This window comes from Nocardia sp. NBC_00565, assembly GCF_036345915.1.
GTDB lineage: Bacteria > Actinomycetota > Actinomycetes > Mycobacteriales > Mycobacteriaceae > Nocardia.
Map to the genome: position 1 here is coordinate 8,439,385 of NZ_CP107785.1, position 12,523 is coordinate 8,451,907.

Below are 12,523 nucleotides of genomic sequence, written 5' to 3' on the forward strand. Positions count from 1 at the left end.
CAGCGAGTTCGGATGGCCGGAAAGGGGTGGTTGGTCGTATGAGGTGGTCCGGCTTGTGCTGCGCCGCGATGGTCGGCGCACTGGTCGTCGCCCCGATCCCCGCCGATGCCGATCCGCTGGTCGGCGCGCCTGGACTCGGTGACCCTTACTACCCGCTGGACGGCAACGGTGGCTACGACGTCGGCCACTACGAGGTCACCATCGACTATGACCCGCCGAGCCACCAGCTCACCGGCTCCACCAGGATCGATGCCACCGCCACCCAGCCGCTGCGGATGTTCAACCTCGACTTCAACGGTCCGGACGTGCGCACGGTTTCGGTCAACAATCTGCCCGCCGCTTTCGACCGCAACGGCGAGCACGAACTGACCGTGACGCCGCTGCTGCCGTTGCTGCCCGGCCTGCCCTTCACCGTCACCGTCGATTACGCGGGCCCGGCCGCGAATACCGCGGACGGTGGCTGGACCTACGCCCCCAGCGGTGGCGCGTTCGTCGCGGGCGAACCGCATGGCGCCACCACCTGGTACCCGCTGAACGACACACCGCTGGACAAGGCCACCTTCACGCTGCACGCGTCGGTGCCCGCCGAGTGGGAGGTGGTCTCCAATGGTGTGCGCACCCAGAATTCGGTCGCCGGTGCCAAGCGCACCGTGATCTGGGAGACGCACCATCCGGTGCTCGGCTACCTGACCACCGTCGCGATCGATCACTACAACTACCTCGAGCAGCGCCGCGCCAACGGCACCCCGCTGATCAGCGCCTTCGCCGCGAATGCGGAGCGCAACAGGGAAACCGAGCAGCGCCTGCCCGAGATCCTCGATTTCCAAGAGGCGCTCTACGGTCCGTACCCGTTCGACGCCGCGGGCGGTATCTATGTCGACGCGGAGCTGGAGTTCTCGCTGGAGACCCAGACCCGCCCGGTCTACGCGCCATGGACCGACCTGCGGACCGTGGTGCACGAAATCGCGCATCAATGGTGGGGTGACTCGGTATCGGTGCGGCAATGGTCCGATATCTGCCTGAACGAATGCTTCGCCAGCTACACCGCCGACTATCTGTGGCCGGAGCGAATGGAGGGCAAGGACGTCGATGCCGACTACCGCGAAACCATTCGGAAATACCGTGATAAGCAGGAGTTCTGGGATATTCCGCTGGAGAACCCGGGCGCCGGAAATGAATTCACCGCCGTCTACTATCGCGGCCCGCTGTTCCTGCACGCGTTGCGCAAACAACTCGGCGACGACGTATTCTTCACCGCTGTCCGGGAGTTCAATGCCGCACATGCCTACGGCAATGCCTCGATGCCGGATTTCCGCACGTTCATGCAGTCGAAAACCCGCACCGATCTGACCGGTTTCTTCGACGCCTGGTTGAACCGCACCGTGCTGCCAGCGGAGGAATACCTCTTCCCCGGCACGTTGCGCGGCTGACCGCCGTTATTCGCCGTCGACGCGCTCGCGGGCCCGCTGCACCCAGCGCTCGACCCGATCGAGTTGTTTTTGGGCCGAACGCAACTGGTCCTGCGCGCCGCGGTCGGCGGTGCGGGCGAACTGCTTCTGCTCTTCGGCGTGTGCCAACTCGGCACGTAGCGTCTCGATGCGAGATTTGCTCTCGGCCACGTGGTTCGCCGCCTGTTCGGCCGCCGATTGCGCCGAATCCCGTGCCGCGCGGGTGGATTCGAGGGCTTCGAGAGCCTGCGCCAGTTCCTTGCGCGCGTCCTCCGGTGCGGTATCCGGCGGTGCGGCAACGGATTCCGTTGTGCCGGTACCGTCGACGGCGGTCAGCGCGGCCCCGCTCGGCCCGAACCCCTCGTAGCTCGCCGCGGTAGTCAAGGTCCCGCTGCGCACCTGCTCGGCCACGGCGTCATCGGCTAGCGCCGCCGACAGCGTCTGGCCGACCTCGCGCAGCACCCCCGCACCGACCGGATGCCCGCGCTCGGCGGCCAGCGCACCGGCCCGTTTGGCCAGGGCATTCACTACCTGCTGCCGCTGCGCGGTCAATGCACGCAGCTGCTCGCCGGACAGTTCCCGTTGCGCCGCACGCAAAGCCGCACCCAATCGCAGCAGCGCCTCGACATCGTCGGGCGCCGCGCGGGCCAGCAGATTCACCGTCCACGCCACCACTGTGGGCTTGCGCAGTTTGCCGATCGCGGTCGCGAGTTCCTTATCGCTCGCATCCTTGGCCTCGGCAACGCGCGCGGCCCGGGCGGCGACGAACGCGGCTGGGGCGAATCCGTACAGGTCGACGGCGACGTCCTCGAGCGTCATACTTCCCAAGCGTAACGACCACGTCCCCGAGAGCGACAGACCGCACGTGCTGGACGGATGTCCACGTGCGTGCGGAATGCGAAAGGCATTGATAGTGAACTATTACGGAATCCAGGTGCTCGCCAGTCTGCTGCCGAAAATGATCGGCCTCGCGATGATGGGGTTGTCCGGGCTGTACGGGCTGTACTGAGATCCCGCTACTGCTCGAATCCCACCGTTGGTCGCCCGCAGTGCTGATGCGGTTGCGGTGACCGTGAGGGTATTCTCACCGCGTTCACGACTATGTGAACGCGTTCGGTGAGAGAGGGTTTCACGTTGAAGTTCCCAGGGATGAGGCTGCTGGCACGCATAGTGCTCGCCCTCCTGGCGGTGGGCGCATTGGTGGCCGTGGTGACCGGTTGTTCGGCGCTCGACAATGCAACTAAGTCCGACACCGCCAAGGCGAAGGTCGGTGACTGCATCAATGTCACCGACAGTTCGTCGACGGCCACCAAATCCGAGCCGGAGGACTGCTCCTCGGCGAAGGCGGTGTACAAGGTATTCCAGACCGCCGACAAGAAGATCGACTGCGCGGCCGAATACACCACCTACACCGAAGACCTGGTGGGCGGCGGTCAGGCCTACATGTGCCTGGCGCCGAACTTCAAGCAGGGCAGCTGCTACGCCGACGTCGGCTCCAACCCGTACAAGTACGTGGACTGCACCTCGGGCGAAGCCTCCTTCAAGGTCCTCGGGCGCATCGACGGCCAGACCGACGAGCTGCTATGCAATGCCGACGCGACCAGCTTCGTCACCGTCCCGGATCCGAAGACCACCTTCTGCCTCGGCGCGGCCAAGGGCTGATTACTCGAGTAGGGCGACCGACGCGATCCGGTGCAGTGTGAAATGCCGGACCGCGCCGGTCACCGGGTCCAGTGCGTCGAGCTGGCCGTTGCCGACCTTCAGCGGTTCGACGACACGCTGGGACGCGACGCCGGAGGCGTCGACATAACCGATATTGACCGACCGCCGCACCCGCGCCGCCAATTGCAGCAGCGCCAGGGTCGCGGCGGTACTGGTTCGGGTGCCATCGGTACGCACCGACTGGCCGTTGCGAGCAACGGCGGCCCGTTCGCCCGCGCGCAGCTCCGCGACGAGTAGTTCCAGCTGTTCGGTGCTCGGCGGCGTCGGACGATAGGGCTGCCTGGCATGTGGACGGACCGCGATCCGGGCGCCGCGCGGGCGCAGATCGACGATGGTGCCCGCCGAATCCTCACCGGCCGGGGCGAATCCGGCCGTGCGCAGCCGTTCGAGTAGTTCGCCGAGCGGGGCCTGGGCGATGGCGACGGTCGGTGCGATGGCCCGCAGCGCCAGTTCGCTCGCCACCGGCGAGGCCAGCACCTGAGCCAGCAGCGCGGGATCGTCGCTGCGCACGAAGGACTGCGCCATCCCCGCGCGCAGCTGGCCGTGCCTGCGCGCCACGTCATCGATCAGGTAGCTCAGTGACTGCGGGATCGGCGTGCGGGAGTGCGTGGTGAACAGCGAATGTAGTTCGGCCGCCGTCATCCCCGCATCCAGCGCGCGCCGGACCGAGGTGTCGCTGATCCGGTACACCGTTGCCGCACCGGCGGATTCGACATCGGCGACGAGCGCGACCCGCTGTTGCAATTCCGGTGTCAGCGGACCGGGCGCGATGACCGTCAGATCGGCCTGCACCAGTACGTGATCGACCGGATCGGGTAGCGCCGACTCCATCTCGGTTTCGGCATCGGCCGCACTGGTCGGCGCACCGTGCAGCAGTGCCCTGGCCGGTGAGCCGACCGCGCCGCGCCCGACGAAACCCAGCGCCGCGGCCTCCAGCAGGGTGTGCTCGACCGCCTCGGTGCGAAAGTGCCTGCGCCAGCGCGGTTGTCGCCAGGCCAGGATGCGGCCGATATCGGCGGGATCCAATGCGGTGCCGGTGGGGTATTCGGCGAGCAGGTTCAGCATGGCGTGCCGGTCCCGCGGCGCGTGCGGGGTGCGCAATTCGATCGAGAGTGCCGCCAGCGGTTTGTCGTTGGCGTCGCGCATGCCGATCATCCAGGGCATCCGGTCCAGCTCGAGCCAGGCCAGCGCCAGCGCCACCCAGCGGCGGGCGGGCGGTGCGTCGCGCCAGCCGTCAGCGGCCGGGGTCGGTGCCCAGAAGTCGTCGGTGGAGTCGAATTCCGGTGGCGGGTCGGGCATGCCCTTCTCGATGAGCTTGGCGGCTGCGAGCAATTCGGCGAGTAGTCCGGCGCGTGCCTCGTCGATTCCGGTCTGTTTGGCGATGCGGCGCAACTCCCGCACGCCGAGGCCGCCCGCGCGCAGTGCGGGCGCGGGAGCTTGGCCCAGCGCCTCCAGAATGTCGGCGCAGTGCCGCAGCAGCTCGCCCACTTCGCCCGCCGCGACCGCGTTCACTTCGGCGGGGGTCTGCTTCGTCGGTGTCGGCTCCGGGGGTTTCAGGGCGTGCGGGTGGGTCACCGGCTCCCGGCGCAGCACCTGGCCGACAGTGACCGGCAGCTCGACCGTCTCGTTATCGATCCAGTGCAGCAGTCGGTGGGTGAGCAACTGCTGGATCGGGCGGTCGGCGGGTGTGCCCGGTGCGGCGTCCCTGGTGCGCCCGCGCGGGCCGGTGGCGGCCAGTTTGTCCAGCAGCGCGCGTTCGGCGGGGGCGACCGCCGCGAGGGCGGCCACCACCTCGGGCTCGGTCAGCGAATCCGGAATCTCGGTGGTGCTGCCGAGTGGCCAGGGTAGTGCTTCCGCGGCGGCCGGGATCAGATGGAGGTCCGCACCGTCGTTCCAGACCAGCGCGCGATCGCTCAACCGGGCCAGTGCGGTATCGATCGCGGCGACCCGCACCCGATCTTTCAACTGCGAGCGCAGCGCCTTGCGACTCATCGGCGTCCCACCGGACCCCGTCGACCGATGCACCGCAAGGGTTTCCACGATCGCGAACTCGAGCGTGTCGAGGTAATCGGTGGCGCGCAATACCGAAGCGCGCTGCTCGGCGCGTGCCGCGAGCACCGCCATGGACGAGGGCAACGGCACGGCCAGATCGGGCCGGAGTTCGAGCAGGGCCACCAGCTGCGCATCGCTACGGGCCGCGAGCCACCCGGCCAGGGAAACGGTCGCAGTCATCTGATCCAGCCTACGGTGCAGGAGAATTGTCGGCCGGGGCAGGAGCTTGCTCGGGCGCGCGCGTTAGCATGTGGGCGTGGTGAACAAATCCAAGAAACCCTATGTCGACCATGGCTGGCCCTCGGTGGATGACGGTGACCATGCGGTCACCGAACTGTCGTCGACCCGTTCCGGTGGCCTCTCGCCGTTCGGCGAGGACACCGAATTTCCGCTCCCAGCCGATCAGCTGCCGTACATGCACCCGAACACGGTGATCAACCGCTGAGCTCCCGGACGGAAAACCTGCGGATACGAAGAAGGTCCCCACATCACCATTGATGCGGGGACCTTCTTCGTACGGTCTGCTCAGGAGGGCAGCAGGCCCTTGTTCGCTTCGTAGAAGTTCACGACCGCCGGGTCGAGGTGAGTGCCCTTGGTGGCGTTGAAGAAATCGAGTGCTTCCTTCGGGATCTCGACGCCCTGTCCCTGCACGACGGCGACGGCACGGTCGATCGCGTCGAAGACTTGTTGGCTGGGGTCGGCCACAGCCTGCTGCGGAGCAGCGGGGGCCGGGTTCCAGCGGGGGGTTTCTTCCGCGGGGGCACTGCGCGGGGTGGATCCGCTGCTCAGGCCGAGCGAGGACGAGCACGAAGGCCAAGCGCCCCAGCCCTGGGTGGCGAGGACCTTTTCGGCGACCGCGATCTGCTGTTCGCGGGTGGCCTGATTGGCGGTCGAGGCGTACTCGCCGCCGCCGTGGGCGGTCCAGGTGCCGGGGGAGAACTGCAGTCCGCCCTGGAAACCGTTGCCGGTGTTGATGCCCCAGTTGCCGCCGGCCTCGCACTGTGCGAGCCGATCCCAGTCCTGATCGGGTGCCGCGCTGGCGTTTCCAGCGAGAGCCACACCTGCGGTGCCGATGATCGCGCCGGTGACGGCGACCTTGGCTACGGTGCGCCCAGTGGAGGTTGGCTTGCGATGGCGTCCACTCATTGCGGGTTCGTCTGCCTCTCGTACGCATCTGCAAGTGGTCCGGACTGAGAGGTCGTCCGTCCCGCCCTCACCCCTGATTCCGTTGGGGTCCGGCACCCGCGGGGTGAGGTTTGATGCGGCGGGGCGGTGGTTGCCGGGTGTCCCGGCTGGGTAAGACGGTACGACGATCGCCGCGAAAAATCACTATTTGGTAACCGGCGGGTCTGTGCGGGTCTCGGACTGGTATCGGTTGTGGCCGTGACGCTTCGGTGCAGCTGAGAGCTGGTGCAGCGGGGCCGGTAGTTGGCCGTGGCCGCTCCGTGACCGTGCTGTTATGTGATGAGGATCACATCGGCGGTTTGGTAACGATTAGCCGGGGTAACCAGTTCACCGCGTACGCCTGCCGGACCACAGTGCGAAGCCGACCGAGCCCAAGAAGCCCAGCGGCGCCAGCATGGCCAGCACATACAGCCACAGACCCGGGTCGGAGTCGCCCAGAATTCCGACCAGGAATATCGCGACGATCGCCAGCAATCCGATCGCGAACAGGCCGAGGGCCACATACAGCAACCAATCGCTGGGGCGGCGCGGCGAGCGGCTCGGGGGCGGTGGTGCGGATGGGTTCGTCACCGCTCGACCGTAAAACTGATGTGCTTGCGTTATTCGCACCGGGGTAGACTCGATGTCTATCGCGTCCTGCACAGCTGTGGGGCGCGTTCTTTTCGCAAACTGACAGGATCTGTCCGAGGCGGTTCGCCGGACGGGTCCCGAGCAGACGGATGTGCTCGGGCCGCTGGGGCCCGAGTTTTCGATGATGAACGGGTGAGCGCAGTGCCGACCGGCAGGGTGAAGTGGTACGACGTCGAAAAGGGCTTCGGCTTCCTTTCCCAAGACGAGGGTGAGGATGTCTATGTCCGTTCGTCCGCGCTGCCGGATGGTGTCGAGGGACTCAAGCCCGGTCAGCGCGTCGAATTCGGGATGGCCGCCGGGCGTCGTGGGCCGCAGGCGCTGAGCCTCAAGGTGCTCGAGTCGCCGCCGTCGGTCCGGCAGGGCCAGGAGCGCGATCGTGCGGCGCACAGGGAACCGGCCGTGCGCAAGCACACGCCGGACGAACTGCACGGGATGGTCGAGGACATGATCACCCTGCTCGAGGCCAAGGTGCAGCCGGATCTGCGCAAGGGCAAGTACCCGGATCGCAAGACCGCGCAGCGCATTTCGGAAGTGGTGCGGGCGGTCGCGCGCGAACTCGACCACTGAGGTTCGGGTGTTGCGCACCTCCTGACCCCGACGGAGCGAGTCTTACGAGCGACCGTTCGCGGCCCGTCTCGCGTCCGAGCGGTCGAAGCGCATGCGCCGTAGGCGCGAGTCTCGACCGCTCGGACGCGAGACAACAGGGGGCCGTGAACACGCAGCGCCGCAGGCGCTGCAAATTTCACACGGTACTGATCGACCAGGCCGCGTGCGGGACGTAGAACTCCCGCCCGGTCTCGTCGCGCGCGAGGATCGGCAGCTGTAATTCGACGCCGACGAGCCGCAACTCGTCCTCCGGCTTCGAATCGATGGTGACGGCGAGTGCGCCCTCGGGAAAGTCGTTGCGGCTCACCACCCGATCCACCTTGTCGCCATTGGGCAGGACGTAGACCAGCTGGGCCAGCCAGGGCGCGTCGGCGATCTTCTTCGGCAGCGACAGCTGCAGCGGATATCCGGCTGGGACCTCGAGTGCGACGGTTTCGCCGTATTTGCAGTCCTCCAGCTTCACCGTGCAGTAGAGGAACGGCTCGACCGTGACGGTCTTGCCATGGGCATAGGCGGTAACGGTCGGGTCGTGATGTTCGGCCTTGCGCACGAGCACCGTCAAGACGCCGACGAACGCGACGGTGAGCACCGATAGGGCCGCCACGGCTAGCGCGACAACGGTGCGGGTATTGGGCTTGCTCACGACGGCGCCTCGCTGGCGCTCGGCTCCGTCGAGAGCAATGCTGCTGTGTCGGTGGTTCGTTCGCTTCGTTCACTCACAGATCGGATCTCCTGTGCCTCGTTGCATGTGCTTAGTGTCGCCACCGCGCTCCCGGCCGCGGGGGGCGGCTCGGTCGGCATCGGCGTGTCGGGTGTTCGGCACTTCCTGCTCCGCGTGTTCGGGGCGGTGGCCGCCGAGCCCGGGCAGCAGGGAGTGACCGCGGTCGCTGATGAAGGTCTGCAGCAGTCCGAACAGCAGTAGCGCCGAGATGAACGCGAAACCCTGCCAGTAGACGGTGGGCAGCAGCACGCCGGCGGAGCCGCCGATGACCCAGCTGAGCTGCAGCACGGTCTCGGAGCGGCCGAAGCCGGAGGCGATCGATTCGGGCGGCAGGTCGTCCTGGATGGAGGCGTCCAGCGATACCTTCGCCAGCGCGCTCGCGGCCGCGGCGACCAGGGTGGCCAGCGCGGCGCCGAGCAGGTTGTTCAAGAAGACCGCGAGCAGCGCCACCGCGCAGCAGGCCGCGGTGCAGCCCAGCACGATCAGCGACGGCTTGCCGAGTTGGATGCGGGCGCCGGTCGCGTTGCCCGCGAAATTGCCGACGGCCGCGGCGACACCGACCACGCCGAGCATGGCCGCCTGCTGCCAGCCGCCGTGTTCGGTGGCCTTGGCGACGAAGGCCACATAGAACGTCAGGAAACCGGTCAGCACGCGGATGGCGCTGTTGCCCCACAGTCCGGTGACGACCGCGCGGCCGAGCGGCTGCCTGCGCTTGCGCGGCGGAATCGTCGCTTCGGTCGTGGGATCGAGCGCTTCGGTCTTGGCGTGATAGCTGAACGTCGCCGGGACCTCGCCCTCGGTGACCTCGACCCAGCGCGGGATGCGCAGGCTCAGGAAGGTGCCCGCGACGGCGATCGCGGTCGCGAAGACCAGCGCGCCATTGGAACCCGCGATCGCGGCGGCCAGTGCGGCTACCGCACCCGCGCCGATGGTGCCGCCGACCAGACCGAAGACGGTGAGTCGAGAGTTGGTGCGCACCAAGTCGATTTCCGGTGGCAGTACGCGCGGCGTCACCGCGCTCTTGAGCACCGAGAAGGATTTGCTGCCGATCAACATGCCCAGGGCCAGCGGATACAGCGCCCAGGTGTTGAAGGCGAAGATCAGCACCACCGCGACCACCGCGCGTAGGGCGAACGAGGTGGCCAGGGCCAGCCTGCGACCGCGCTGGAGGCGGTCGAGCATCGGTCCGATGAGCGGGGCGATCACCGCGAACGGGGCGATGGTGATCAGCAGATACAGCGCGACCTTGGTCTTGCTCTCCGCGGTCGCGCTGGCGAAGAACAGCGTATTGGCCAAGGCCACCGCGATCGCGGCGTCGAGGGCGAAGTTCGCCATGGTGGCGTAGGTCAGCGCGGTGAGGCCGGATTTGTCGGCGCCGTCGGCCTTGGCGGCGCGTTGGAAGGAAGCGACGCCGCGGGAGGTGAGTTCGCGGCCGCGCATGGCGGCGACGCGGGTGACCGTCAACTTGCGTGGGGGCCGCTGCGCCGCGGCCTCGTCGTCACCGCCGGGTAGCTCTTCGGGTTCCGGCGGCGGATTACGGGGTCCGCTGGACAGTGGCTTGGTCGGCGGTGATTGGCGGCGCTGCGGCTCGGGACTCGGTTGCGGTTCGGGACCCAGTGGCGGCAGGGACCTGCGAGATGGTGCGTGCGGTGGCGGGTAGCGGTCATAGCCGGGGTGACGCTGGATCGGTGGGGACTCCTCGCCATCCCACGGACCGCGGTCGGAACCGGAGGGGTCGCGGGGAGTAGTCACGCCCCCAATTCTGTCGTACATCGGCGACTTGGGTTCACTTGCCGCTCCAAGCCGTCCGGAAAGGTGATGTGGCTCGCGATCTCAGTCCGGCACGAAGCGGACTTCGAAGATGGTCGGCCAGTATTTGCCGGTGATCAGGAAGCGGTCGGTGCCGGGGAGTTGGGCGATGCCGTTGAGCACATCGGTACGCGCGCGGACGGTGGCCGGGAGTAGTCCGCCGGCGTCGATAACCGCTGAGACGTGGCCGGATTCGGGATCGATGCGCAGGATCTCGTCGGTGGGGTAGGCGTTGGCGTAGACGGAACCGTCGGCGGCGCAATCGAGTTCGTTCAGTTTTGCCTTGTTGTGGCTCGTCAGCGTGACGGTGCCGGTCGTGGCGAAGGTGACCGGGTCGCGGAAGGTGAGGGTGTCGGTGCCATTGCTCATCACCAATTTGTCCGCGCGGGTGCACAATCCCCAACCCTCGCCGTCGTAGGAGGCCCTGGCGCGTTCGAGCAGCGTGGCCGGATCGCGGGCGATGGCGACACGGTCCTGCCAGGTGAGTTGCCAGAGGGTGTCGTCCGTTTTGGATATGCCTTCGCCGAAGTAGGGGGCGGGCAGGTCGACTCTGGTCAGTTCGGCGCCGGAGTTCAGATCGGTTGCGCGCACGTTCGACGCGCCCGACATGCCGGTGCTTTCGTAGAGCACCGTGCCGTCGATCTCCAGACCCTCGGTAAACGCCCTCGCGTCGTGCGGATGGGTGCCGACCACCTCGATGTGCAGTCGCGGCGAATCGTCGTCGGAGCCGCCGCACCCGGTGATTCCGAGCAGGCTGACCAGGACAACGACGGCCAACGAACGCCGATTGCGCTCCATACGGCAAAATGTAGGCTGTGAGCGCAGTTTCTGTTTCGCAGTCCGGCATGCGGCCGATCCTTGCCGATGCCGTCGACGTGGCCCGCCGTGCGCTCCTGGAGCTGGAACCAGCCGGCGTCGGCGCGCATCTAGGCGTGACCGTGGAGGACGAAGCCGCGGCCACGCACCGCTTCGAAGCCACGCTGTCCGGCTATCGCGGCTGGCAGTGGGCGGTCGTGGTGGCGGCACCGCCAGGTGCGCAGTACGCGACGGTGAGCGAGTCGGCGCTGCTGCCGGGTCCCGACGCACTGGTGGCCCCCGACTTCATCCCGTGGGACCAGCGGGTCCGTCCCGGCGATCTAGCGCCCGGCGACCTGCTCGCGCCGCCGCCCGACGATCCACGCCTGGTGCCCGGCTATATCGCCAGCGGCGATCCGGCCGTCGACGAGGTCGCCCTGGAGATCGGCCTCGGCCGCACCAAGGTCCTCAGCCTCGAGGGCCGCGAAGAAGCCGCCGAACGCTGGTACTCCGAATTCGGCCCGGAAACCGATATGGCCAAGGCCGCCCCCTCCACCTGCGGCCTCTGCGGCTTCTACCTTCCCCTCGCCGGAGCTATGCGTGCTGCCTTCGGCGTCTGCGGCAACGCCATGGGCGCCGACGGGCGAGTAGTCCACGCCGAATACGGCTGCGGCGCGCATTCCGACGTGGTCGGTCCGACCGGCGGCGGTTCCCCGTTGTACGAGGCGTACGACGACGCCGCGTTCGATGTGATCGCGCCCGACGCATCGCGGAGGCCGAAGGATGCTGAGGCGTCGGATGTAGATGCCGGTGCTGTGGGCGAGACTACTTCGGAAGCTCACGCCGTTACTGCCGCGGAGGCTGTATCCGACACCGCGAGCGTCACCGACACACCGACCACTGTCGAGGCTCGACAGGCCACCGAGGACGACTCGACATCCGGTGTCTCGGGTACCAGCAACGTTTCGGCCGATCCGAATACAGCAGCTGAACAGAACACCGTGCCCCCGAACGGCCAGAGCGTCGCCGCACCGACCACGGACAGCGAAACCACTGCCCAGCCCGCCTCGAAGCCGACCACCGCGGCCACGCTCGAGCCCAACGCCCCAACCGATGCAGTGGCCGAACCGGGCGCAACGATCGATCTCAATGTCGGCGCTGCGTCGAGTGATGTTGCCGCCGAGCCGAACACGGCCGCCGAACAGAACGCCACAGCTCCGAGCACAGACATAGCTCCCAGCGCCCAGACGGCTACATCGTTTGCAGATGCAGTCCAGCCGACCTCGGTCGAGCCAGGGGCTACGGACGCCTCGGGTGACGTTGTAGCCGAGCAGAACGCCTCCGCCTCGAGCTCGGGTTTAGATTCCAGCGTCCAGGCGGCCACATCCCCTGCGGATGCTGTTGTGGCCGAACCGGATACGGCGGTCGAGCAGTCCGCGGTGACGCCGGGTGCGGATGCGGAGTTCAGGGCTGAGGCCGACGCGGGCCAGCAGGCTACTGCTGTCGCTGGATCGGTCACGGTTGAGCCGGGGGCTGCGATCGCGTCGGGTGATGT

The 12,523-nt window shown here is 67.6% G+C and carries 11 protein-coding genes and 1 pseudogene; 5 read left to right on the plus strand and 7 right to left on the minus strand.

Annotation, left to right across the window (positions count from 1 at the left end):
• Nucleotides 1-38: 38 nt before the first annotated feature.
• Complete coding sequence (locus tag OG874_RS39000) at nt 39-1,430, plus strand: M1 family metallopeptidase (RefSeq protein ID WP_330252045.1); 1,392 nt, start codon at nt 39-41, stop codon at nt 1,428-1,430.
• A gap of 6 nt (nt 1,431-1,436) precedes the next feature.
• Here the strand turns inward: OG874_RS39000 and OG874_RS39005 are convergent, their stop codons facing one another.
• A complete protein-coding gene (locus OG874_RS39005) occupies nt 1,437-2,267 on the minus strand; it encodes a hypothetical protein (protein ID WP_330252046.1) in 831 nt (276 codons plus the stop codon).
• Between the two features lie 330 nt (nt 2,268-2,597).
• On the opposite strand from OG874_RS39005, the gene OG874_RS39010 reads away from it, so the two are divergent.
• Nucleotides 2,598-3,110 (plus strand): LppU/SCO3897 family protein, encoded by a 513-nt coding sequence (locus OG874_RS39010; RefSeq protein ID WP_330252047.1) that lies wholly within the window; start codon nt 2,598-2,600, stop codon nt 3,108-3,110.
• Here OG874_RS39010 and OG874_RS39015 read toward each other — a convergent pair whose 3' ends face one another.
• Nucleotides 3,111-5,402, minus strand: a complete 2,292-nt coding sequence (locus OG874_RS39015; RefSeq protein ID WP_330252048.1) for a helicase-associated domain-containing protein — start codon at nt 5,400-5,402, stop codon at nt 3,111-3,113.
• A gap of 76 nt (nt 5,403-5,478) precedes the next feature.
• On the opposite strand from OG874_RS39015, the gene OG874_RS39020 reads away from it, so the two are divergent.
• Nucleotides 5,479-5,667 (plus strand): hypothetical protein, encoded by a 189-nt coding sequence (locus tag OG874_RS39020; RefSeq protein ID WP_330252049.1) that lies wholly within the window; start codon nt 5,479-5,481, stop codon nt 5,665-5,667.
• Nucleotides 5,668-5,747: 80 nt separating this feature from the next.
• Here OG874_RS39020 and OG874_RS39025 read toward each other — a convergent pair whose 3' ends face one another.
• Nucleotides 5,748-6,368 (minus strand): transglycosylase family protein, encoded by a 621-nt coding sequence (locus OG874_RS39025; protein WP_330252050.1) that lies wholly within the window; start codon nt 6,366-6,368, stop codon nt 5,748-5,750.
• A gap of 366 nt (nt 6,369-6,734) precedes the next feature.
• Nucleotides 6,735-6,977 (minus strand): hypothetical protein, encoded by a 243-nt coding sequence (locus OG874_RS39030; protein ID WP_330252051.1) that lies wholly within the window; start codon nt 6,975-6,977, stop codon nt 6,735-6,737.
• Nucleotides 6,978-7,178: 201 nt separating this feature from the next.
• Between OG874_RS39030 and OG874_RS39035 the strand changes: the two genes are divergently transcribed.
• On the plus strand, nt 7,179-7,604 hold the full coding sequence (locus OG874_RS39035) for a cold-shock protein (RefSeq protein ID WP_330257609.1): 426 nt from the start codon (nt 7,179-7,181) through the stop codon (nt 7,602-7,604).
• A 175-nt stretch (nt 7,605-7,779) separates the two neighbouring features.
• Here the strand turns inward: OG874_RS39035 and OG874_RS39040 are convergent, their stop codons facing one another.
• From OG874_RS39040 to OG874_RS39050, 3 genes are all read right to left on the minus strand, one after another.
• Nucleotides 7,780-8,286: a DUF2771 domain-containing protein gene (locus OG874_RS39040; protein WP_330252052.1), complete on the minus strand. Its 507-nt coding sequence runs from the start codon at nt 8,284-8,286 to the stop codon at nt 7,780-7,782.
• 69 nt (nt 8,287-8,355) lie between these two features.
• On the minus strand, nt 8,356-10,116 hold the full coding sequence (locus OG874_RS39045; RefSeq protein ID WP_330252053.1) for an MFS transporter: 1,761 nt from the start codon (nt 10,114-10,116) through the stop codon (nt 8,356-8,358).
• Between the two features lie 81 nt (nt 10,117-10,197).
• Nucleotides 10,198-10,971, minus strand: coding sequence for a glutaminyl-peptide cyclotransferase (locus OG874_RS39050; RefSeq protein ID WP_330252054.1), 774 nt, complete (start codon nt 10,969-10,971; stop codon nt 10,198-10,200).
• A gap of 47 nt (nt 10,972-11,018) precedes the next feature.
• Between OG874_RS39050 and OG874_RS39055 the strand changes: the two are divergent.
• A pseudogene (locus OG874_RS39055) lies at nt 11,019-11,715 on the plus strand (DUF3027 domain-containing protein); the annotation flags it as partial.
• Nucleotides 11,716-12,523: the final 808 nt, after the last annotated feature.